Origin of the sequence: Campylobacter concisus (assembly GCF_003048835.2) — a bacterium.
Lineage (GTDB): Bacteria > Campylobacterota > Campylobacteria > Campylobacterales > Campylobacteraceae > Campylobacter_A > Campylobacter_A concisus_D.
Genome location: NZ_CP060705.1, coordinates 1,316,754 through 1,339,052 on the forward strand (window position 1 = coordinate 1,316,754; position 22,299 = coordinate 1,339,052).

A 22,299-nucleotide genomic window follows, 5' to 3' on the forward strand; every position below is an offset into this window, starting at 1 on the left:
TAAGCCCCAAAAGCGGGGCTTAATATATTAGTTTTCTTTGATCTTTATCTTTTTGTCTTTGTAAAAACCAGTACCAACTGGGATCATACGTCCAAGGATGACGTTCTCTTTTAGATCTTCAAGATAGTCAAATTTAGCAGCGATTGAAGCCTCTGTTAAGACCTTAGTTGTCTCTTGGAATGACGCAGCAGAGATCACACTATCACTTCCGATAGCCGCTCTTGTAACACCAAGAAGGATCGGTTCAGCGATAGCTGGCTCGCCACCCATTTTCATAATGCGCTCGTTCTCTTCTTTAAATTTGTTTCTTGAAACCATGTCGCCAACGATGAAATTTGTATTACCACTATCGACGATTTTGACTTGGCGAAGCATTTGAGAGACGATGATCTCGATATGTTTATCAGCGATCGCAACACCCTGGCGGCGATAAACTTGCTGAATTTCACTGATCAAATAGTAGTGAAGCGCCTTTTCACCTAGAATTCTTAAAATATCATGGCTTGAGATAAGTCCGTCTGTTAGTTTCTCACCAGCATGGACAAATTCGCCGTCTCTTACTTGGATCTGGCGGCTCTTCTCGATCAAATACTCAGCTGTCGTGCCATCTTCTGCTTGGATGATGATGCGCTCTTTTGAGCGAAGTGGCTTGTCAAATCTAACAACGCCATCGATCTCTGCAACGATAGCTGTATTTTTAGGGCGTCTTGCTTCAAATAGCTCACTAACTCTTGGAAGACCACCGGTAATGTCTTTTGACTTGGCAACAGCTTTTGGAGTCTTAGCCAAAATGTCAGCTTGAGCTACTTCGTCGCCACTTGACACAAAGATCGCAGTTTTTGGATCAAGCGGATACTTGATCAAATGTCCGCTCTTTGTAGTGATAATGATCGCTGGTTTTACGCCGCTTGGCAAATACTCGTTGATAACAAGACGTCTTTGACCAGTTGCCTCGTCAGCTTGCTCAGTCGCACTATATCCTGGCTCGATATCTTCAAAGCTAACCACACCAGCCTCCTCTGCGATAGTTGGAGTTGAGTATGGATCCCACTCAGCGATTATTAGCTTGTCATCTTTTTCAGGTAGTGAGACCACTGTCGCTCTTTCTACCGCATCATTATCTGATACTTGGATGATAGAATTTCTTGGGATGTAGTGGCGAACTGCCTCGCGTCCATCCTTGTCAGAGACGACAACAAAGAAGCCTTTTTCAGTTACTTTGTGACCTTTTTTGATATCTTTTAGTCTATCAAGGAAGTCACCTTTTAGTATGAAAAATTTAACAACACCATTTGCATCTGCGGTAATCTTTCTAGTTACTGGATCGCCATCTGAAATTTTAAGCTCACTAGCATAAGGGATACGATTTGGAACGTTCCAGCCCTCTTTTATGATCTCGACGATACTTTCGTTTTCTTTTACTTTGTCGCCATTTGCATAAGGGATATACATCTTGCCTTCGATCTTACCGCTAACGCCAGCTAGTTCGTTTGGTTTAGCAAGATCGTTTCTTCTGATGGTATATTTGATCTCTTCTTTTTTGCCTTTGATAACGATATTTACGTCTTCGTGAGCATATTCGATCTCGATTTTACCATCAATTGTTGATTTTATCTTTGGCTCAACAAGTAGCACAGCTGCACTTCTTCTGTTTGCAACGATTTTCTTGCCGTTGTTCTCGTATGTACTAAGGTTGTAATACCTAATAAAGCCCTCTTTTTGAGCGATGACTTGGCGGTCTTGTTGCTCAGTAGAAGCCGTACCACCAATGTGGAATGTTCTTAACGTTAGCTGAGTGCCTGGCTCGCCGATTGATTGAGCCGAGATGATACCGACAGCCTCGCCTGGTTTTACAAGTTTGCCCTCACCCAAATTTAAGCCGTAGCATTTTGCGCAAACGCCTTTTGGCGCCTTGCACGTGATAGGTGTTCTAATGCTTACTGATTTTATGCCAGCTTCTGTTATGGCCTTAGCTTTCTCTTCATCAAGCAATGTGCCTTCGCTAAATAAAATTTCATTTGTTATAGGATCGATCACATCATCTGCTAAAACACGGCCTAATACTCTCTCTTCAAGGCTCTCTATTAGCTCGCCACTCTCTGTGATATCTGTGATCTCAACGCCCTCGTGAGTACCGCAGTCGTGCATTGTGACTTTAACGTTTTGAGCAACGTCGATTAGTTTTCTTGTTAGGTAACCAGCGTTGGCAGTTTTTAGCGCGGTATCTGCAAGACCTTTTCTAGCTCCGTGGGTTGAGTTGAAGTACTCCATTATGTTTAGACCTTCACGGAAGTTTGAAATGATCGGTGTTTCGATGATCGAGCCATCTGGTTTTGCCATAAGACCACGCATACCAGCTAGCTGACGAATTTGCGCCGCACTACCTCTTGCACCTGAGTCAGCCATCATATAAATTGAGTTAAATCCGCCTTTATCACTTTGGATAAGTTTCATCATCTCGCTTGCAACACTGTTGTTTGTATCTGTCCAGATATCGATGATCTTGTTGTATCTCTCACTATCTGTTAAAAGACCAGCGCCGTATTGTTTTTGAATTTCACGAACTTTTTTCTTAGCTTCGTCGATATACTTTTGCTTGCTATCTGGCACGATGATGTCTGCGATAGAGATAGAAATTCCCGCTTTTGTAGCATATCTAAAACCTAAATTTTTAAGCTTATCAAGGAAGTCAGCCGTTACTTCAAGGCCGCCATTTCTATAAACATAATCAACCAAATTTGCAATATCTTTTTTCTTCATGATCTTATTCCACATATTTTCAGGGACAAAATCAGGTAGTATCGCTCTTAGGATCAAGCGACCAGCCGTTGTGAAGATGATCTTATTATCAACCATTGTCTTAATTTTAGCGTGAAGGCCAAGGGTATTAGCCTCCTCAGCGATCATTACTTCATCAACACTTGAGAAAATTTTATTTGCACCTTTTTCGTCATTTCTCTCTAAGCTTAGGTAATAAATTCCCAAAACCATATCTTGTGAAGGGACTGTGATAGCCTTACCACTTGCAGGAAGTAAGATGTTCATTGAGCTTAGCATCAAAATTTTACACTCAGCGATAGCCTCTTGAGATAGTGGCACGTGAACAGCCATTTGGTCGCCGTCGAAGTCAGCGTTGAACGCCGCACAAACTAGTGGGTGAAGCTGGATCGCCTTGCCCTCAACAAGCACTGGGTGAAACGCTTGGATAGAAAGCTTGTGAAGTGTCGGAGCACGGTTTAGCATGACTGGATAGTCTTTAACAACCTCTTCTAAACACTCCCAAACCTCATTTGTCTTATCTTCTATCATCTTTTTAGCTTGCTTAACGGTTGTCGCATAGCCTTTTTCTTCAAGGCGAGCAAGCAAATGTGGCTTAAATAGCTCTAAAGCCATCTTCTTTGGAAGACCGCACTGATCCATCTTTAGCTTTGGACCAACGACGATAACAGAACGTCCAGAGAAATCAACACGCTTACCTAGCAAATTCTGACGGAAGCGGCCTTGCTTACCTTTGATGATCTCGCTTAGTGATTTTAGTGGGCGCTTATTTGCGCCTTTTACTGCATTTGCTCTGCGGCCATTGTCAAATAGCGCATCAACAGCCTCTTGAAGCATTCTCTTTTCGTTTCTTATAATGATCTCAGGTGCGTCAAGCTCGAGCAGACGTTTTAGACGACTATTTCTATTTATTACACGGCGATATAGATCATTTACGTCCGAAACAGCAAATTTACCACCATCAAGATTAACAAGTGGTCTAAGATCAGGCGGAAGAACTGGTAAATTTGTTATCATCATCCACTCTGGGCGGTTGCCTGAATTTAAAAAGCTCTCGATAACCTTTAGACGTTTTACGATAGTCTTTTTCTTAGCCTCAGAATTTGTAGCCTCCATCTCTTCTTGTAGCTGATTTAAAATTTGAGTTAGATCAAGCTCAGCTAGCATATCATAGATGACCTCGCCACCCATTCTTGCCGTAAAGCCACTCTCTTCATATCTTGAAGCTAGGCTTTGGTATTGCTCCTCGTTTAGAACGTCATATTTTTCAACTTTTTTAGAATTTTCATTGTCATAATAAGCCTCGCCAGCATTATCAACAATATATGCCTCATAGTAAAGTACGCGCTCAAGATCTTTCATCTTGATACCAAGAAGTGCACCAATACGGCTTGGTAAGAAATTTACATACCAGATATGAGCCACTGGAGTTACAAGCTCGATGTGGCCCATGCGAGAGCGACGAACCTTAGATGTTGTTACTTCAACACCGCATTTTTCGCACTTGATGCCCTTATAACGCATCTTTTTATATTTACCGCAAAGACACTCGTAGTCGCGGATCGGTCCAAAAATTTTGGCACAAAATAAGCCATCACGCTCAGGTTTTAGCGTGCGGTAGTTGATAGTTTCTGGTTTTTTAACCTCGCCATAACTCCAAGATTTTATCTTCTCAGGACTTGCTAAACGAAGTTGAAAAGCTTCAAAATCACGAGGTCTATGCTCTTCTTTTATCTCAACTGGTTTTAAATTAGTTAGTTTCATTTGTCTCATCCTCATCATATACTTCCACATCAAGAGCTAGTGATTTTAGCTCGTTTGTTAGAACAAAGAACGTCTCAGGGATACCAGTCTCAGGAACGTTTTCACCTCTTGTTAAAGCTTTGTAAGCAGAAAGTCTTCCCTCGACATCGTCTGATTTTACAGTTAGCATCTCTCTTAGTGTATGAGCAGCACCATAAGCCTCAAGTGCCCAAACCTCCATCTCACCAAACCTTTGACCACCAAATAGCGCCTTACCGCCGACTGGTTGTTGTGTAACAAGGCTATATGGTCCAGTACTTCTTGCGTGAACTTTTTCATCAACCAAGTGGTGAAGTTTTAGCATATACATACAACCAACATTAACGCGTTCTCTTATCTTTGAGCCTGTGCGTCCGTCATATAGCTCAGTTTTGCCGTCACTATCTATCTTTGCCATCTCAAATAACTTTGCAAATTCGTCAGCCTTAACGCCTTCAAAAATCGGAGTTGCAAATCTTACGCCATTACTCCAGTCTTTTGCATACTCAAGAAGCTTCTCATCGCTCATCTTACCAAGAGCTTTTTTAGCGTCCATTAGCTTAGCAACGCTTGCGATCTCTATCATCTTAGCTCTTAGCTCTTTTATCCACTCGCCCTTTTTGGTCTCAAAAATTTGATTAATCTGCTCGCCTAAGCGGTAACCAACAAGACCAAGGTGGCTCTCTAAAATTTGACCGATATTCATACGGCTTGGAACGCCTAGTGGGTTTAGCACGATATCTACGATCTGTCCGCTTGGAAGATAAGGCATATCGACCTCTCTAACTATATTTGAAACGATACCTTTGTTGCCGTGACGTCCAGCCATCTTATCGCCAACTTTTAGTTTGCGTTTTGTAGCTATATAAACTTTTACAAGTTTTACAACGCCGCTTGGTAAAATGTCATCTTTCTCTAAAATTTCTATCTTAGCGTCGTGCTCTTCTTTAAGCTTTTTCTTCTCATTTTGGAAGTAATTTTTTAGCTCATCATATTTCTTTTGGATATCTTTTGAAAAGCTCTTTACGATAGCATTTAGGGTAAATCTGTTGATATTCTCAAAGTCAGCTTTGTTAATCTTTGAGCCCTTTTTATACTCTTTTTTATTTACCTCTTGATCACTCGCTAGTGGGTTTTTAGAAAGAAGCGCTGTGACTTTTAGCATCTCTTCGCGATCTAGCATAAGCAATCTATCGTGGTGCTCTTTTTCTAAAAGCGTCTTTTCTTCTTCGTAGGCTTTGTTTGTTCTGCTATCTTTTTCATAACCTTTTTTGGTAAAAATTTTAACATCAACAACCACGCCTTCCATCGAAGCTGAAGCATAGAGTGATTTATTTACAACGTGACCAGCTTTTTCGCCAAAGATCGCACGCAAAAGTCTTTCTTCAGGAGTTGGCTTAACTTCGCCTTTTGGAGATACTTTGCCAACAAGGATCATGCCAGGCTTGATCTCTGTACCGATTTTAACAATACCACTTTCATCAAGGTGCATAAGCTCCTCTTCTTTGACGTTTGGTATATCTTTTGTTATCTCTTCAACGCCGTCTTTTAGCTCACGAGCCTCGATCTCTTTTTCGTAGATGTGAACGCTCGTAAAGGCATCTTCACGTATCATTTTTTCACTAATGACGATTGCGTCCTCGTAGTTGTAGCCGTTCCAAGGCATAAATGCGATTAGTGCGTTTTTACCGATAGCTAGCTCGCCTTTTTCCATGCTTGGACCATCAGCTATGATTTGATTAGTAACGATCTCATCGCCTTTTTTAACGATAGGATGTTGTGAAAATGTCGTATTTTGGTTTGTTCTCAAATTTTTCTCTAAAGAGTAGTGATCGATATATGGACCAGCTTCATCTTCACCAAGGATAAAGATATTTTTATTATCGACCTTTTCAACCACGCCGCCTCGTTTTGCTTTTACGCTCTCCCAAGCATCTCTTGCGATAACACTCTCCATACCTGTTCCAACGATAGGAGCAGTTGAACGAAGTAGTGGCACCGCTTGACGCTGCATGTTTGATCCCATAAGCGCACGGTTAGCGTCGTCGTGCTCTAGGAAAGGGATAAGCGAAGCCGCAACACCGGCTATCATACCAGAGCAAAGGTCGATCAAGGTAACATCTTCTCTACGAGCAAGCATCATCTCGCCCTCTTTTCTAACCTCGATCAAATCCTCAACAATATGTCCATTTTCATCAAGCTTAGTTGATGCTGGAGCGATAACATTGCCCTCTTCTTGAGTCGCTGTTAGATAGACTATCTCATCAGTCACTTTGCCATCGACGACCTTTTTATAAGGCGCCTCAACAAAGCCAAGGTCATTTACTTTTGCATAAGTTGAAAGAGTGTTTATAAGACCGATATTTTGACCTTCTGGGGTCTCAACTGGACAAATTCTGCCGTAGTGAGTTGGGTGAACGTCACGCACCTCAAATCCAGCACGCTCTTTTACCAAGCCACCCTCGCCAAGTGCAGATAGACGGCGCTTGTGAGTAACCTCACTAAGTGGGTTTGTCTGATCCATAAACTGGCTTAGCTGACCGCCTGTGAAAAATTCCATAATTGTCGCTGTGATCATTTTTGGATTGATAAGATCATAAGGCATGATCTCATCAGTATTGTTGCTTAGACTTGTAAATTTATCACGGATAGCCTTTTGCATCTTAACAAAACCAAGGTGAAGCTCGCTAGCAAGCAGCTCACCGATCGATCTTATACGGCGATTACCAAGGTGATCGCGGTCATCAATGTGACCTTGTCCATTTTTAACTTTTATAAGATATTTTGCAGTTTTGATGATATCTTCGCTAGTTAGTAACGTAACATACTCTGGCACATCAAGTGAGAGCTTATGGTTCATCTTCATACGACCAACTTTTGTTAAGTCATATCTTTCAGGGTTAAATAATATATCATTTACAAAGCTTTTTGCGGCCTCTTTAACTACTGGCTCGCCAGGTCTCATAACCTTATAAATTCTAATCGCAGCAAGGTCATTTTCATCATCAACGCCCTCAGTTTGTTTTAAAACTTTAAGCATGTCATTGTCAGCGATAAATGAATTTATAATAGCGTCGTCAACACCAGCTGCAGAGTTGTTTATGATCTCGATACTTTCATGCTCAGCTAAAATTTTTGCAAGTTTATTTTCATCAAGAGCAGATAGTGTGTCATATAAAATTTCACCGCTTTCTGTGTTTATCACAGGGTTTGCCAAATATCTGCCGATAAGTGCTTCGATCGGATACTCGACAAATTTAATGCCATCTTCGATTAATTTATCAGCTTTTTTCTTTGTTAGACGCTTGCCAGCTTGGTGAAGAACCTCTCCATCTTCATTTTTTATATCATATTCAACTCTTCCTAGATAATCCTCTGGATTGAAAAGAGTTAAAAATTTATTATTTTTAATAACTAAATTTTGTATCGGATAAAATAGCTTAATAATGTCTTGTTTTTTATATCCTAATGCCCTAAACAAGATAGTTACAGGCACTTTTCTACGCTTATTTATCCTAACATATAAAATGTCTTTTGTGTCATATTCAAAGTGTAGCCAAGAGCCACGATCTGGGATTATTTGGGCTGTATAGATAAGTTTATTTGCAACAGTCGCACTCTCTTCTTGCTTAAAGATAACGCCAGGGCTTCTATGAAGTTGATTTACAACAACACGCTCAACACCATTTATAATAAATGAAATTCTATCTGTCATCAACGGAATTTCACGTATGAAAATTTCTTGCTCTTTTATATCTTTAACGCCAACTTTATCACCAGTCTTATCATCTTTCTCATGGACGATAAGGCGTATTTTCATCTTTAAATTTACAGAGTATGTAAGACCTCTTTCTATGCACTCTCTGATTGTATATTTTGGTTTTCCAATCTCTGAACTAACATATTCTAAAGTCAAACGATTTTGCGGATCATGTATAGGAAAAATCGATTTAAAAACTTTTTCGATACCGCTTTCTGTCTGATTGTTATTTAGATTTAAAAAATTATCAAAGCTCTTTTTTTGTAGTTGTAGTAGGTTCGGAACGTCTATCTCTTTAACGACATTAGAGAAGTCAACTCTAAGACGATTTCCTGAGTATAAGCTATTTAACATTGCATCTACCTCGTGGTAATTTTGAAAGAAAAGTATAGCCTTTTAACAAGGCATCTAAAATTTAAAAAAGAGAGAGCCTCTGCCCTCTCTTGAAATATTAAGCCTAAATAATAAAAAATTATTTAAGTTCAACCTTAGCACCAGCCTCTTCAAGCTCTTTTTTAGCTGCTTCAGCTTCATCTTTGCTAACGCCTTCTTTAAGAACAGATGGAGTTCCCTCAACTGCGTCTTTAGCCTCTTTAAGACCAAGACCAGTAAGTGCTCTAACAACCTTAATAACGTTGATTTTCTTATCACCAGAATCAACAAGAACGATATTAAATTCTGTTTTTTCTTCAGCAGCAGCTGCACCACCAGCAGCAGCTGCACCACCAGCTACCATTACAGGAGCTGCACTAACGCCAAATTTCTCTTCAAACTCTTTAACAAGTTCGCTAAGTTCAAGTACAGAAAGATTAGATATAAACTCTAATACGTCTTCTTTTGTAATTGCCATTTTTTAATCCTTATTATTTTTTAATTTAATTAAGCTGATTGTTCTTTTTTCTCTTTAAGCGCATTCAAACCAATTGTGAAATTTTGAATTGGCGCATTCCAAACTTGCAAAAGCATCGCAATAAGCTCATCACGGCTAGGCATTTTAGATAGAGCTTTAACTTTATCAACGCTTGCAACTTCGCCATCAATATATGCTGTTTTAATTTTGAAAAGGTCAGCATTAGCCTCTTCAAATTTTGCGGCTACTTTAGTTACTGCTAATTGATCTTCACTCCAAAGATAGATGTTTGTATCTTTAAGTTCCATTCCGACTTTATCAGAATTTTTAAGAGCAATATTTGCAAGAGTATTTTTAATAACTTGAACTTTTACATTTTGTTCTTTTGCAGAATTTCTTAAAACTTCAAGTTTTTTAACTGAAAGACCACGATAGTCACAAACTACAATAGCTTCAGCAGTTTTAAATTCACTCTCTAATTTTGCAACAACTTCAGTTTTTTCGTTACGTGTCACTTTTTCTCCTTTCCGACCGGTAATTTCAAGCAGAGCGGGTCGAATCAATTAAGCCCAATGGCCTCGGCTATCTCCAATCTAAGATATAAATTTGTCTAAATTCTTATTTTAAGTCCATAACCTCTTGAGTATCAAGAGCTACAGAAGGGCTCATTGTTAATGACAATGAAGCATTTTTTACATATCTACCTTTTGCAGTCGCAGGTTTATGCTTATTAATAGCTTTAATAAATGTTGAAATATTTTCATTTAATTGTTCTTTAGTAAAATTGACCTTACCAAGACCTGCGTGTATATTTCCTTGCTTATCAACACGGAAATTTACTTGACCACTTTTTGCATTATTAACAGCTTGTGCAACATCCATTGTAACTGTTCCAGTTTTTGGATTTGGCATTAGACCTTTAGGTCCTAAAATTCTACCGACTTTACCTACAAGACCCATTAAATTTGGAGTAGCTATAAGAACATCAAAATTCATTACACCTTTTTGAATATCCTCAACTAGATCATCAGCACCAACTATGTCAGCACCAGCAGCTTTTGCCTCATCAGCTTTAGCGTCTTTTGCTATAACAGCAACTCTTACAACTTTACCTGTACCAGCAGGTAAAACAACTGAACCACGAACCATTTGGTCAGCATGTCTTGGATCAACATTTAATTTCAATGCAATCTCAACTGTCTCATTAAATTTAGCAGAAGCTAAAGTTTTAACTGTATCGATAGCCTCACTAAGGTTATAAATTTTATCTTGCTCTACTTTTTTGAGCAATTCTTGAAATCTCTTACTAGTTTTTCCCATAAATTTCTCCGCATATAAATTGCTTCCGTCTTTTGAAAATCAACCTGACGGTAAAGGTTTTAGTCTATTACTTCGACACCCATTGAACGAGCTGAACCAGCAATAATCTTAGCTGCTTGCTCTTTATCGTTTGTATTTAAATCAACAAGTTTTTTCTCAACTATTTCTAAAACTTGAGCTTTTGTTAATTTACCTACTTTATTTTTTAAAGGATTATCTGTTCCTTTTGTTATACCTGCAGCCTTTTTGATAAGGTCCGTAGCAGGTGGTTGTTTTGTGATAAATGTAAAACTTTTATCAGCATAAACAGTAATAACAACTGGGATATTAAATCCAACCATATCTTTTGTTTTTTCATTAAAGGCTTTACAAAATTCCATAATATTAACGCCTTTTTGTCCTAATGCTGGACCAACTGGCGGGCTAGGATTTGCTTTTGTTGCGGCAATTTGTAATTTTATTTCACCTATAACTTTTTTAGCCATTTCTTGCTCCTTAAATTATCTTCTCAACTTGTGAATACAAAATATCAACAGGGGTACTTCTACCAAAAATAGAAACATTGAGTCTAAGCTTGCCATGTATCATATCGTATTCTTCAACGATACCTGTAAAGTTAGCAAAAGGACCTTCTGTTATGCGAACGCTTTCACCATCCTCAAAAAATATTTTAGGTTTTGGTGCCGCTCTTTTTTGAACTTTCTCCAAGATAGTATTTATATCTTTTTCAGTCAATGGTGTAGGCTTTTTAGCCTCACCGATAAAACGTCCAACCTTTGGCAAAGACTGAATCTTATGCCAAAGAGCTGTATCAAGATCTAAACATGCAAAAGCATATCCAGGATAAAGAGTTCTTTCATTAATTTTTTGCTTACCGTTTTTTATCTCTATTACGTCTTCTGTTGGAACTATAACTTCTTTTAGTTGATCTTCAATACCGTGATCTCTAACTAAATTTTCAATTCCTCTTTTTACTGCCATTTCGCTACCAGCGTAAGTTTGTATAGCATACCATTTATGTGACATTATTTTTCCTTATCCTATATAACTTTAGAAAGAACAAAGGACATAATGACATCAACAAGAGCTAAAAAAAGTGAAACAACAGCGACCACGATAAAAACTGCAATAAAAGCATTTCTAATTTGTTCTTTAGTAGGAAAGATAACTTTCATTATTTCCAATTTAGATAGCTTTATATAATTTATAAATTTTTCCATAATCTTAACCTTAATTGTGGCAGGGCAAGAGGGATTCGAACCCCCAACCATTGGATTTGGAATCCAGCGCTCTACCGTTGGAGCTATTGCCCTAATAGCTACTTATTCTTAATTAGCTTTTTAACTTAACTTCTTTATGAACAGTATGTTTTTTTAATCTTGGGCAATATTTTTTGAGCTCAACCTTATCTGTAGTGGTTTTGCTGTTTTTTGTAGTAGTATAATTGATATCACCACACTCAGAGCATTTTAAACCGATTTTAATTCTCATATATATTCCTTATAGAAAGCCAAAGGGTTTCCCCTTTGGCATAATTTTATAAATTAACCAAGTATTTTTGAAACAACACCTGAACCAACAGTTCTACCACCTTCACGGATAGCAAAACGAGTACCTTCTTCAAGTGCAACTGGAGCGATAAGCTCAACAGAAATTCTTACGTTATCACCTGGCATAACCATCTCTGTGCCTTCTGGTAATGTAATAGAACCAGTAACGTCAGTTGTTCTTACGTAGAATTGTGGTCTATAGTTGTTAAAGAAAGGAGTGTGGCGACCGCCCTCTTCTTTAGTTAGAATATAAACCTCACCCTCAAATTTTGTGTGAGGAGTAATTGATTTAGGTTTGCAAAGAACCATACCACGTTCAACGTCTTCTTTTTTAGTACCACGAAGAAGAACACCAACGTTATCGCCAGCTTCACCTTGATCCATCTCTTTTCTAAACATCTCAACACCAGTAACTGTTGTTGTTTGTGTAGGTTTGATACCAACGATTTCTATTGTGTCGCCAACTTTTACAACACCTTTCTCAATTCTACCTGTTACAACTGTACCACGACCTGAAATTGAGAAAACATCTTCGATTGGCATAAGAAGATCTTTATCTGTAGCACGAACTGGAGTTGGGATATAGCTATCAACCGCATCCATTAGTTCCATAATTTTTGCTGACCATTCGCCGTCTTGTCCAGCTTTTGCCTCTTCAAGAGCTTTAAGTGCTGAACCAGAAACTATTGGAGTATCATCACCTGGAAAATTATACTCGTTAAGTAGTTCGCGAATTTCCATTTCAACTAGTTCAAGTAACTCAGCGTCATCAACCATATCTGCTTTGTTCATGAAAACAACGATATAAGGAACACCAACTTGGCGAGATAACAAAATGTGCTCTCTTGTTTGTGGCATTGGGCCGTCTGCTGCAGAAACAACTAGAATAGCGCCGTCCATTTGAGCAGCACCTGTAATCATGTTTTTTACATAGTCGGCGTGGCCTGGGCAGTCAACGTGAGCATAGTGACGTTTTTCTGTCTCATACTCAATGTGTGAAGTAGCAATTGTAATACCACGCTCTTTCTCTTCTGGAGCATTATCAATATTATCATAATCTTTTAGCTCAGCAAGACCTTTGCGTGAAAGAACAGCAGATATTGCAGCTGTTAAAGTAGTTTTACCATGGTCAACGTGACCGATAGTGCCTATGTTTACGTGTGGCTTGTTGCGTGAAAATTTTTCTTTAGCCATCTTTTCCTCCGTTATGATATGTGTCTTTATCTAAATTCAAATTCGTATAGTAATATAAAATCATATAAACCAGTGGAGCTCATAGCGGGACTTGAACCCGCGACCTCTTCCTTACCAAGGAAGTGCTCTACCTCTGAGCCATATGAGCGAAAAACGCTTGGCTGAGATGATTTTAATCAACATACAAACAACTAAAAATTCATGAAAATAAAGATGGAATAACTGTGTTTAGTAAAATCTAGATACAGCTCCCAGTTTACTTTCCCAAATTTTGGAGCGGGAAACGGGGCTCGAACCCGCGACCCTCAGCTTGGAAGGCTGATGCTCTAGCCAACTGAGCTACTCCCGCATAACAATGGTGGTGAGACGTGGATTCGAACCACGGAAGACATAGTCAGCAGATTTACAGTCTGCCCTCGTTGGCCGCTTGAGTATCTCACCTTAAACATTAATAAGTTATTTTGGTATTTTCTGGTCAAACACTGTTACAAAATGGAGCTGGTGAACGGACTTGAACCGCCGACCCACTGCTTACAAGGCAGTAGCTCTACCAACTGAGCTACACCAGCACCTGTTTTGTGAAGTGGCAATTATAGCCCAAAATAAAATAAAAGTCAAGGAGATTTTGAAAAATATTTTATCTAATTTTTTTGCAATCAAAAATCTATAGAATTTATAAAAAATTTCAAAAACACCCGCTAGACTGAACCACTTTTACCAAAAAACAAAGATAAATTTTACATATATAAAATTTCATATTTTCATAGTTTTATTTTTTTTAAAAGCTAAAATTTCTATAATTACGAAAAATTACAAAGGATTTAATATGCAATTTTTACCTTGGGCGGTAATTTTACTGCTAATTTATGTGATCTACTTCTTAATGATCCGCTATGAAAAAAAGATAGCGACACTAAGCAAAATGATCGAGCAAAACAGTGATGGTATCAAAGAAAATAGAGACCTTATAGGTCAAAACAGATCACTAATCGAGAAAAATAAACATAACATTGAAAAAAATACTAAAGATATTACAACAAATGTTGAAAAAATAGACATCGACTTGGAAGATTAGTTCTTCCAAAATTTCTCTTCTTTTTCCTTTTTTATCAAATTTTCGTAAGTTTGCATTCTTATATTCACTGGCTCTAAATTTATGCCATCTTTTTTTATCTTAAAATATTTCCCATCCATCAAGCAATACTCTGGCACTAAGTCGTAGCGCTTTGAAAGCGGCAAAACTCTAAAGCTTAGATTATCCAGTATCAAAGGCTCTTTGTTTAAATTTTCCCAAACAGCTAGCACCATATGATATTTTTTTGTATTTTTTTCTTGAACCACTAGAAGGCATTTTTGATTATCCACGCCAAGATCTTTTAGGCTATCACGCTTTGATATCGCGTACTCTTCGCAGTCTCCGCCACCTCGCCTTAAAAACTCGCCCCTAGTGCTCCACACATCTATATTTGTATTGTAAAAATCATCATATCTTGGCATCAAAGAATTTAAGTATGAATTTATGAGCTCTAGCTTTCTGATAAAGCTTTCGTGTTCTATTTTTTTCATAAAATTTGCATAGTGATTTAGGATATTTTTGCAAATTTGATTTTTGCATTGAGATATATTTTTTGGAGAAATTTCAAAATTATTTGCAAAAAGAAAAGAAGCAAAAAAGAAAAGAAGCAAAATTTTACGCATGCAGCTGCTTCATCAAAAGCACAAGACCTATTCTATCTTTCACATTTAGCTTGCTGTAAATCGACGTAGTGTGCGCCTTTACCGTCCTTAAAGTAATACCTGTTTGCTCTGAAATTTCATTATTTGTTAGACCTTGGTAGATTAAGTTTGCGATCTCTTTTTCACGTGAGCTAAGCTCGCTTAGATCAGACTTTTTCTCTAAGGTTTCACTTTCATTATTTATATATGAGCCAGTTAGTTCTCCGATCATCGCTTGGATAAATTCTGGATAAAGCCAAACTTTGCCATTTAAAATCGTCTCAAAGGCATCTTCAAAGTGCGTTTTTCTCATGTGTGAGTTTGCATATCCTTTGACACCAAGAGCCAGTAGATGTTTGCCTTCGCTAAATTTTGGTTCGTTTGCAAGGATTAGACATTTTATATTTGGAAAACTTTCATGAATGGTTTTAATATTTTCATCAAGACTATCTTTAAAAGCATTTGTATCGATACCGACGATATCAACCTCGTCGTTTAAATTTGCAAAAAAATCCTTTTTGTTGTGAGTAAATTTCACATCGTCATCTGAAAAATACCCTCGCCAAAGATTATTAAGCGAACCATTTTGAGTAAAAAAAACCACATTCATAATTATATTTCCTTATATCACATATAGGTTTGCTCGTAAATTTTTGACTCATTTACGAAAACGATCAAGTAGCGCTCCTTGCCACTATTTGCCTCAAATTTATAACTAAAAGTGGATAAAAATTTCTCAACCACTTCTTTGCTCTCTTTTAAAAAGATACTCATCTCAAAACAACCATTTGATATGGCGTATCTATATGGCACACTAAGAGATAGTAAATTTAGATCAAAGTCCAAGCTATCGCTGCTTTCATCGTAGCCACCAATAGATATTTTGATACTCTTTATAAGCTCATCTTTGATCTCCACGCCAGATAAATTTATGCAATTTTCACTTTTTAAATTTATCACCTCATCAAAGCTTTTTTCGCAGTCTTTAAAGAGAAATTTGACAATCTCTCTTCCGATTAAATCGCATATTTTGCCATCATTTACAATGACAAATTCATCAGTCAGCTTTGCTCTTGAAATTTGATATTCGTTAAAATTTCGCTCAAAGCTAGCTGACTTTTGCATTATCGCTCCGTTAAAGCGTTTTGTTTTGCTTTTAAGATAGGTTTTAACAGATAGTCAAGTATCGTCTTTTTACCAGTGATGATATCAGCTGAAACTATCATACCAACCTTTATCCTAAGCGGCTTCTCTTCGCTACCAAGATAGTTTTTCTCAGTTTCTATCCTGACTAGATAGTAGCTCTCGCCTGTTTTTTCATTTGTCTCGGTATCGGCACTGATCTGCGTTACTTTGCCTTTTAAGCCGCCATAAATACTAAAATCATACGCCGTAAATTTAACCATCGTATCAAGTCCAGGTCTTAAGAATGCAACGTCAGCTGGCTTAACCTTTACCTCGGCGATGAGCTTATCTTCTAGCGGGACGATCTCAGCTATGTTTTCACCAGGCTTGATAACGCCTGAGACGGTATGCACCATCATCTTACTAACGATACCATTTACCGGAGATCTTACATAAGTTCTTTCAACCCTGTCGCTTAGGCTGATTTGCGACTCGTTTATCCTTGCGATCTCAGCAGAGACTTCGTTTAGCTCTTTTTTTGCATTATTTTTAAACGCTAGCTTTGCCTCTTCTATCTTATTTTTCGCCTCTTTTATGGTTGATTCGACCCTTGGTACAGCAAGCACAGATGCGTCAAGCTCGCCCTTTAGGTCATTTACACGTCTTTGAAGCTGGATATACTCGACCTCACTAACAAGACCTTTTTTAAAGATAGGCTCCATGATCGCTTTTTCTTTTAAAACAAGGTTGTAGCTATTTTGAGTTTGAGAAATTTTATTTCTAAGCTCATTTAGCTCGCTTTGGCGCTGATGGATCTGCTCTGTTAGAATTCCTATTTGCTCATTTAAGTGATCGATGTTTGAGTTATGCAAGCTTATCTCGTATTTTATAGCCTTGCTATTGTTCGCATCTCTTGTTTCGTTATAGTCAAATTCTTTATCATTTGCTTCAGCATCAAGCCTCATAAATTTAGCCTGAAGCTCATCAAGTCTTAGCTTTGACTCGCCGTAGCTACTTGTAAAGTTTTTATTATCAAGCCTGATTAAAATTTGATCTTTTTTAACCTCATCGCCCTCTTTTACAAAAATTTGATCTACGATACCGCCCTCAAGGTTTTGTATCGCTTGGTTTTTGCCTGATGGGATGATCTTGCCACTACCTCTTGTTATCTCATCTATCTGCGCCCACGAAGCCCAAAGAAGTAGCCAAAATACAGTTATGCTAACTGCATAAAGTATCTTTTTTGAGGTTGATGGAGCTTTTGCCAAAACTGCTTCTGAGAGGCTTGACATAAATTTCAAGTCATAAGCATCGTAGTTTTTAGCTTGAATGTTTGACTTGATGCCATCTACGCTATTTAAAATTTGATCTCCAGCGCTCTCTTGATCTTTTATGTCGCTTTTTTGAACTGGCTTTTCGTCTGGCTTTAAATTTTCATTTTGTTGATTTTTTATATCTTCTTGCATAATCACTTCCCACTAAGTCTAGCTAAAACTTCGTCTCTTGGACCATCTAGTAAAATTTTACCGTTGTCCATCACTATGAGCCTATCAACAAGATCGAGCATCGATGTTCTGTGAGTTACTAAAATCATAGTTTTATTTACGGTATTTACCTTTAAATTTGCTTTTAACTTGCTCTCAACTGTATTATCAAGCGAATTTGTAGGCTCGTCAAGCAAGATGATAGGACTATCAAGCAAAAATGCCCTAGCCACGGCTATACTTTGACGCTGACCGCCACTGATGCCATCGCCTCTTTCAAAGACAGGCATATCAAAACCAAGTGGGTGAGCATTGACATATTCATCGACGCCACTTACCTTAGCCGCCTTAATGATCTGCATATCATCGACATAAGGAGCTTTTTGAACGATATTTTCTCTAACCGTTCCTTTAAATAGCACAACATCTTGTGGCACGTAGCCGATATTTCTTCTAAGGTCGGCTGGGTCTATTTGATTTATATCGATACCATCAATTAGCACTGAGCCCTCAGTCGGTGCGTAAAGACCTAGGATTATCTTTTGCAAGGTTGTCTTACCAGAGCCATTTCTACCGATGATGCCTACTTTCTCACCCGGTTGAATGACAAAATTTATCCTATCAAGTGAGCCTTTTGTGGTGTCTGGATATGTAAAGCTAACGTTTTTAAACTCTATCTTGCCATCAAAAGAATTTCTTCTAACAAATTTCTTGCCCTCAGGTCTTTCAACTGGCATCTGCATGATCTTGCTAAGGCTTTGATAAGCTGTCTTTGTCTGCTCGAAATTTGCAGCTAGTGAGGCTACTTGACCCATAGGGGCAATCGCACGAGAACTAAGCATAACAGCAGCGATCAAACCACCCATAGTAAGGTGCGTATCTTGTATCATATAGACACCAAGAACGATGATAGCGATAGTATTTAACTGCACCAAAAACGACGTAACTGTCGTGATCGAAGTGGTGATTATTTTTGATTTGATACTTCTATTTGCTATCTCGCCAGTCGCCTCTTCCCAGTTCCACTGCACATGGCCGCTAGCACCAAGAGTTTTAATGGTCTCTAAGCTACTAAGGCTCTCTATCAAAATTCCATTTTTCATAGCTGAAGCTTCAAATGTGCTTTTAATCGCGTTTTGAAGCGGATCTTTTATAAAAAATGTGTAGCACAAAATAGCTATCATAATAACGATAGGCACAAGCACAAGGTAGCTTCCTATAAAGTAGGTAACTATCAAGAAGATTAACGCAAATGGCAGATCCACAATGGCAGCAAGCGACGCAGATGAGAAGAAATTTCTAACTGTGTCAAATTCTTTCAAGTTGCTAGCAAATGAACCAACCGACTTTGGCTTATTGCTAAATTTCATATCCATTACACGCTCAAAGAGGATCGAGCTCATGATGATATCACTCTTCTTGCCTGCGATCTCAAGAAAATATGAACGAACAAATTTTAAAAATAGATCGATGCCATAAACGACGCTCACGCCAAGCGCTAGAACCCAAAGTGTCTCAACTGCGTTATTTGGCACAACGCGGTCATAGACGTTCATCGTAAAGAGCGGGCTTGCAAGGACAAATAAGTTTATGATAAAGCTTGCTATCACGACGTCAAAGTAAATTTTCTTAGAGCGCTTTAAAGTGCCCCAAAACCAGTGGTCATTGCCAGCGTCGATAAGCTTTGTCGAGCTTGTATCTTCTGGGACAAATTCACGTTTTAGATAATAAGCATAGCCTAGATATTCATCTTTTAGCTTGCTTGTTTCTATCGTGCTTGTGCCAGTTGAAAGGTCAGGCGTGATGATATTTGCCATCTTTTTGTCTTCGCTGAAAGATTGCAAGATGCAAGCTTTTTTACCTCTAAGCATCAAGATACAAGGCAAAACTAAAGGCGAAATTTGATCAAGGTCTTTTCTGACAAGCGTCGATGCAAAGCCAGCACGTGAAGCTGCACGAGAAAATAAAGACTTCGAGCTCTTTAGTGAAAAAAGCTCGATCTCTTCGCCATCTTTTACAGGCAGACCGATAGTCAAAGCATCGGCACTATATGGGTTATTATGTAGTTTGGTAAATATCACCAAACATTGAAGCAGTTCGTCTTTTATCTTGTCGCTATGCATCTATCATCCAATATTTTTGATTTCATCTATGTAAATTCCTTGCATATTTTTAATGCCAAGCTCAATTAGCTTACTCTTTTGCTCTTCACTCTCAACACCAATCGCAATCAAAATGATATCTTTTGAGCTTAAAACAACATCTAGTGATTGTTTTGTATTTGCTCCTGATTTATCACTTAAAAAGTCGATTAAGACATTTGACTGGATCTTTACGTAGTCTGGATTAAATTCTTTTAACTTCTCAATGCCTTTTGCATTAAGATCAAAGTGGTCAAATCCAAAACCAAAGCCAAGTTCTTTCAATTTTTTAGTAAGTCTAACTATACTTTCGATACTAATATCGTCTTTGTTTGGAATTTCTATATAGTTTTTAGATTTTGAAATTTGAGCGATTTTTTTAAGTGTGGCTTCAAGTTTTGAGAAATTTTCATCTGAGCTTAATATCTCTTTTCCTAAATTTATCGCCAAGCTTCCTTGAGGCAAGATATTTTCAGGCAAAATTCTAGCGATTCTATTTAGGATATGAAGATCAAGCATCGCACCTAAATTTAGCTCATTTACCATCGGCATAAAGTATGATGCCATACGCCATTTGCCTTCGCTATCAACAAGCCTTAGATAGAGCTCATACTGCTCAAAGCTTGAGTCAAAACCAACTACTTTTTGAGCTGCAAATTTAAATTTATCCTCTTTTATAGAGTCAAAGATAAGCTCCTTATATTTCTCTTTGCCGATGACTAGGGTGTTTTGATTTGCATTAAATTCCTTGCAAGTAAAGCAGCCAGCTAGTCTTGCACTAGCCAAAGTAACGTCAGCTGAAGTAAGTAGTGTCCTCATATCAGTGCTTGGTGAATACTCGACAATAGCAGTATTAACTGGGCATTCGCTATCATTTATAGAGAAATTTGCATAGAGTTTTTTAAACTCAGCCATGATCTTATCGTTTAGAGCTGAGAAATTTGATGAGTTTTTACCGTAAGAAAGCAAGATAAAGTCGTTGTCGTTTAACCTTGCGACGATCGCATTTTGGTCATTTTCGGCCGATTTTTCTTGTAAAATTTGAGCTATTTTTATGATGACACTTTGCCATTTTTCAAAGCCAAGAACGCCTTTTAATCCAGCTAGATCTTTAAAGCTAATAAGTGATGCAACACCGCTTGAATACTCTTCACTCGCTAGATACTCGCTAAATTTAGTTTGAAAAAACCTTCTATTATAAGTGCCACTCATAGAGTCTTTGTATAAAAGCTCTTGATACTTGCTAAGCGTAGCAGCCTCTCTTTCAAAGATGTCTTGAACCTTGCTAACCATCGAGTTCATGGCGAGCACCATCTTTTTAAGGTCAGTTGTGAATGGAATTCTCTTTTGAATGATAAATTTATTATCAAGTATCGCTTCAGCTTGATCTTGAACCTTAACAAGTGGTCTAAATATCGCCTTGAGGGCGAAAAAAGCCACGATAAGAGCGATGATGATCATTAAAGCTAGAAAGTTAAAAATATTTTTTGAGTTTGAGTAAAGCTCATTGTAAGCAAGTGCTGTGCTACCTTGAACATAGAGTGTGCCAAATTTTGCCCAGCCAGTCATGATCTCACTTGTTGCCACTGGAGCTTCAAATTTAGCGATCTTATAAAACCACTCGGGGATATCTTTAACGATAGTTTGTTGAGAATTTTCTATAAGTACCTTACCATCGACATCTTCAAGTTTAATGAGCTTGTATCTGCCGCTATCAAACATAGAATTTATCATCGTTTGTGCTAAAGACATATCCTCAGGATCAACAATCGGCTTTAAAGCAAGTCCAAGTGAGTTTGCTGTGTGTCTTGCGTTTTCACCGAGTTGGTCGTTGATGTATCCATTTAGGCTCTTAAAATTTAAGTAGCCAACAGCCATAAAAATCACGATGCCAAAAGCTATCACAGCGATCATAATCTGTTTAAATAGCGTCATAAATCCTCTTTTCCTATCCTATCTATTAGTTCCATCCACTTAGGATTTTGTTTTTTATTTCCACCTGGTATTGCCTGACCAAGACCTTCTTGTTTTGCCAAGTATAGCGAATCACCGTTGAAACTATAAACTGGCACGAGGTCTGTTCTTTGTGTTGCGATTTTTATTTTACCATTTATGTTGTCTAAAATTAATGGAATAGACTTTGGTGTATCATAATATGCCAAAACCATATGTGCTTGGTTGTATCTTAAGGCTTTAACGTATGTGAAGTATAATTTTTGAGTTGGAATTCCAAGTTGCTTTAGAGTAAAATATTTTGCGATAACGTAGTCTTCGCAGTCACCAGCGCCTTTTCCTACAAATTCCATTCTGGTAGCCCAGTAATCTTTTTTATGCCAAAGTTGCATATCATCAACCCACCTAAAAGAGTTAAAAAAATCATTTACTTTTATTAATTTCTCTTGTTCGGTTGCATCTTGCAATGAAGTCATTAAAGAATTTAATGCCGATGCCCTTCTTCTTGCATCTTCTCCATAAATTTTAGCCACCTTTGCTATCGTTGTTTGTTTTACAAAATCCCCAACAGCATTTAATGCTAATAACGAAAAAAGGACGCTTAAAGTAAGCGTCCAAAATTTTGCTTTGACCCTCATGGTCATCA

General features: G+C 38.0%; 18 protein-coding genes and 5 tRNA genes. 1 reads left to right on the top strand and 22 read right to left on the bottom strand.

Annotated features, from left to right (window positions below):
- Positions 1–27 precede the first annotated feature (27 nt).
- From rpoC to CVT08_RS06675, 15 genes are all read right to left on the bottom strand, one after another.
- The gene (rpoC, locus tag CVT08_RS06605) at positions 28–4,542 is read right to left on the bottom strand and encodes a DNA-directed RNA polymerase subunit beta' (RefSeq protein ID WP_107856674.1); all 4,515 of its coding nucleotides are present in this window, start codon (positions 4,540–4,542) and stop codon (positions 28–30) included.
- Positions 4,529–8,674, bottom strand: coding sequence for a DNA-directed RNA polymerase subunit beta (gene rpoB, locus CVT08_RS06610; protein WP_107856675.1), 4,146 nt, complete (start codon positions 8,672–8,674; stop codon positions 4,529–4,531). Before rpoB ends, rpoC begins: the two co-directional genes overlap by 14 nt.
- Positions 8,675–8,792: 118 nt before the next feature.
- Positions 8,793–9,170 carry a 50S ribosomal protein L7/L12 gene (gene rplL / locus CVT08_RS06615; RefSeq protein ID WP_009294518.1) on the bottom strand — a complete coding sequence of 126 codons (378 nt, stop codon included), beginning with the start codon at positions 9,168–9,170 and terminating at the stop codon, positions 8,793–8,795.
- A gap of 29 nt (positions 9,171–9,199) precedes the next feature.
- The gene (rplJ, locus tag CVT08_RS06620) at positions 9,200–9,685 is read right to left on the bottom strand and encodes a 50S ribosomal protein L10 (protein WP_103567743.1); all 486 of its coding nucleotides are present in this window, start codon (positions 9,683–9,685) and stop codon (positions 9,200–9,202) included.
- A 103-nt stretch (positions 9,686–9,788) separates the two neighbouring features.
- On the bottom strand, positions 9,789–10,490 hold the full coding sequence (gene rplA / locus CVT08_RS06625; RefSeq protein WP_107856676.1) for a 50S ribosomal protein L1: 702 nt from the start codon (positions 10,488–10,490) through the stop codon (positions 9,789–9,791).
- Positions 10,491–10,549: 59 nt separating this feature from the next.
- The gene (gene rplK / locus CVT08_RS06630) at positions 10,550–10,975 is read right to left on the bottom strand and encodes a 50S ribosomal protein L11 (protein WP_021092996.1); all 426 of its coding nucleotides are present in this window, start codon (positions 10,973–10,975) and stop codon (positions 10,550–10,552) included.
- A gap of 10 nt (positions 10,976–10,985) precedes the next feature.
- Entirely contained in the window at positions 10,986–11,519 is a 534-nt protein-coding gene (gene nusG, locus CVT08_RS06635; protein ID WP_180385147.1) for a transcription termination/antitermination protein NusG, read from the bottom strand.
- 11 nt (positions 11,520–11,530) lie between these two features.
- Positions 11,531–11,710, bottom strand: coding sequence for a preprotein translocase subunit SecE (gene secE, locus CVT08_RS06640; protein WP_002941070.1), 180 nt, complete (start codon positions 11,708–11,710; stop codon positions 11,531–11,533).
- A 17-nt stretch (positions 11,711–11,727) separates the two neighbouring features.
- Positions 11,728–11,803, bottom strand: a tRNA-Trp gene (locus tag CVT08_RS06645).
- A gap of 19 nt (positions 11,804–11,822) precedes the next feature.
- Positions 11,823–11,981: a 50S ribosomal protein L33 gene (rpmG, locus tag CVT08_RS06650; protein ID WP_002941157.1), complete on the bottom strand. Its 159-nt coding sequence runs from the start codon at positions 11,979–11,981 to the stop codon at positions 11,823–11,825.
- A 53-nt stretch (positions 11,982–12,034) separates the two neighbouring features.
- Positions 12,035–13,234 carry an elongation factor Tu gene (tuf, locus tag CVT08_RS06655; RefSeq protein ID WP_002941132.1) on the bottom strand — a complete coding sequence of 400 codons (1,200 nt, stop codon included), beginning with the start codon at positions 13,232–13,234 and terminating at the stop codon, positions 12,035–12,037.
- A 73-nt stretch (positions 13,235–13,307) separates the two neighbouring features.
- Positions 13,308–13,382: transfer RNA gene (locus CVT08_RS06660), tRNA-Thr, on the bottom strand.
- A gap of 124 nt (positions 13,383–13,506) precedes the next feature.
- Positions 13,507–13,583: transfer RNA gene (locus tag CVT08_RS06665), tRNA-Gly, on the bottom strand.
- A 7-nt stretch (positions 13,584–13,590) separates the two neighbouring features.
- A tRNA-Tyr gene (locus CVT08_RS06670) sits at positions 13,591–13,675 on the bottom strand.
- 52 nt (positions 13,676–13,727) lie between these two features.
- Positions 13,728–13,803: transfer RNA gene (locus tag CVT08_RS06675), tRNA-Thr, on the bottom strand.
- A gap of 257 nt (positions 13,804–14,060) precedes the next feature.
- On the opposite strand from CVT08_RS06675, the gene CVT08_RS06680 reads away from it, so the two are divergent.
- Complete coding sequence (locus CVT08_RS06680) at positions 14,061–14,309, top strand: hypothetical protein (RefSeq protein ID WP_002941090.1); 249 nt, start codon at positions 14,061–14,063, stop codon at positions 14,307–14,309.
- Here the strand turns inward: CVT08_RS06680 and CVT08_RS06685 are convergent.
- From CVT08_RS06685 to CVT08_RS06715, 7 genes are all read right to left on the bottom strand, one after another.
- Positions 14,306–14,800: a transglutaminase-like cysteine peptidase gene (locus CVT08_RS06685; protein WP_230855916.1), complete on the bottom strand. Its 495-nt coding sequence runs from the start codon at positions 14,798–14,800 to the stop codon at positions 14,306–14,308. The genes CVT08_RS06680 and CVT08_RS06685 overlap by 4 nt on opposite strands.
- 124 nt (positions 14,801–14,924) lie before the next feature.
- Positions 14,925–15,560, bottom strand: a complete 636-nt coding sequence (locus tag CVT08_RS06690; RefSeq protein WP_021085439.1) for a response regulator transcription factor — start codon at positions 15,558–15,560, stop codon at positions 14,925–14,927.
- A gap of 17 nt (positions 15,561–15,577) precedes the next feature.
- On the bottom strand, positions 15,578–16,075 hold the full coding sequence (locus CVT08_RS06695; protein WP_107856818.1) for a DUF5416 family protein: 498 nt from the start codon (positions 16,073–16,075) through the stop codon (positions 15,578–15,580).
- Positions 16,075–17,541 (bottom strand): HlyD family type I secretion periplasmic adaptor subunit, encoded by a 1,467-nt coding sequence (locus tag CVT08_RS06700; protein WP_103570822.1) that lies wholly within the window; start codon positions 17,539–17,541, stop codon positions 16,075–16,077. Before CVT08_RS06700 ends, CVT08_RS06695 begins: the two co-directional genes overlap by 1 nt.
- 2 nt (positions 17,542–17,543) lie before the next feature.
- Complete coding sequence (locus tag CVT08_RS06705) at positions 17,544–19,682, bottom strand: type I secretion system permease/ATPase (protein WP_021085509.1); 2,139 nt, start codon at positions 19,680–19,682, stop codon at positions 17,544–17,546.
- A gap of 3 nt (positions 19,683–19,685) precedes the next feature.
- Positions 19,686–21,635: a bifunctional diguanylate cyclase/phosphodiesterase gene (locus tag CVT08_RS06710; protein ID WP_107856819.1), complete on the bottom strand. Its 1,950-nt coding sequence runs from the start codon at positions 21,633–21,635 to the stop codon at positions 19,686–19,688.
- Positions 21,632–22,291, bottom strand: coding sequence for a transglutaminase-like cysteine peptidase (locus CVT08_RS06715; RefSeq protein WP_103567736.1), 660 nt, complete (start codon positions 22,289–22,291; stop codon positions 21,632–21,634). The genes CVT08_RS06710 and CVT08_RS06715 overlap by 4 nt, the downstream gene beginning before the upstream one ends.
- Positions 22,292–22,299 lie beyond the last annotated feature (8 nt).

Excerpts from the sequence above, each read along its gene's own strand:
- rplA (WP_107856676.1), bottom strand. The coding sequence starts at position 10,490 with ATGGGAAAAACTAGTAAGAGATTTCAAGAATTGCTCAAAAAAGTAGAG.
- CVT08_RS06710 (WP_107856819.1), bottom strand. The coding sequence starts at position 21,635 with ATGACGCTATTTAAACAGATTATGATCGCTGTGATAGCTTTTGGCATC.
- rplL (WP_009294518.1), bottom strand. The coding sequence starts at position 9,170 with ATGGCAATTACAAAAGAAGACGTATTAGAGTTTATATCTAATCTTTCT.
- CVT08_RS06685 (WP_230855916.1), bottom strand. The coding sequence starts at position 14,800 with ATGAAAAAAATAGAACACGAAAGCTTTATCAGAAAGCTAGAGCTCATA.
- rpoC (WP_107856674.1), bottom strand. The coding sequence starts at position 4,542 with ATGAAACTAACTAATTTAAAACCAGTTGAGATAAAAGAAGAGCATAGA.
- CVT08_RS06695 (WP_107856818.1), bottom strand. The coding sequence starts at position 16,075 with ATGCAAAAGTCAGCTAGCTTTGAGCGAAATTTTAACGAATATCAAATT.
- CVT08_RS06680 (WP_002941090.1), top strand. The coding sequence starts at position 14,061 with ATGCAATTTTTACCTTGGGCGGTAATTTTACTGCTAATTTATGTGATC.
- CVT08_RS06690 (WP_021085439.1), bottom strand. The coding sequence starts at position 15,560 with ATGAATGTGGTTTTTTTTACTCAAAATGGTTCGCTTAATAATCTTTGG.
- rpoB (WP_107856675.1), bottom strand. The coding sequence starts at position 8,674 with ATGTTAAATAGCTTATACTCAGGAAATCGTCTTAGAGTTGACTTCTCT.
- secE (WP_002941070.1), bottom strand. The coding sequence starts at position 11,710 with ATGGAAAAATTTATAAATTATATAAAGCTATCTAAATTGGAAATAATG.
- rpmG (WP_002941157.1), bottom strand. The coding sequence starts at position 11,981 with ATGAGAATTAAAATCGGTTTAAAATGCTCTGAGTGTGGTGATATCAAT.
- CVT08_RS06715 (WP_103567736.1), bottom strand. The coding sequence starts at position 22,291 with ATGAGGGTCAAAGCAAAATTTTGGACGCTTACTTTAAGCGTCCTTTTT.
- CVT08_RS06700 (WP_103570822.1), bottom strand. The coding sequence starts at position 17,541 with ATGCAAGAAGATATAAAAAATCAACAAAATGAAAATTTAAAGCCAGAC.
- rplK (WP_021092996.1), bottom strand. The coding sequence starts at position 10,975 with ATGGCTAAAAAAGTTATAGGTGAAATAAAATTACAAATTGCCGCAACA.
- CVT08_RS06705 (WP_021085509.1), bottom strand. The coding sequence starts at position 19,682 with ATGCATAGCGACAAGATAAAAGACGAACTGCTTCAATGTTTGGTGATA.
- tuf (WP_002941132.1), bottom strand. The coding sequence starts at position 13,234 with ATGGCTAAAGAAAAATTTTCACGCAACAAGCCACACGTAAACATAGGC.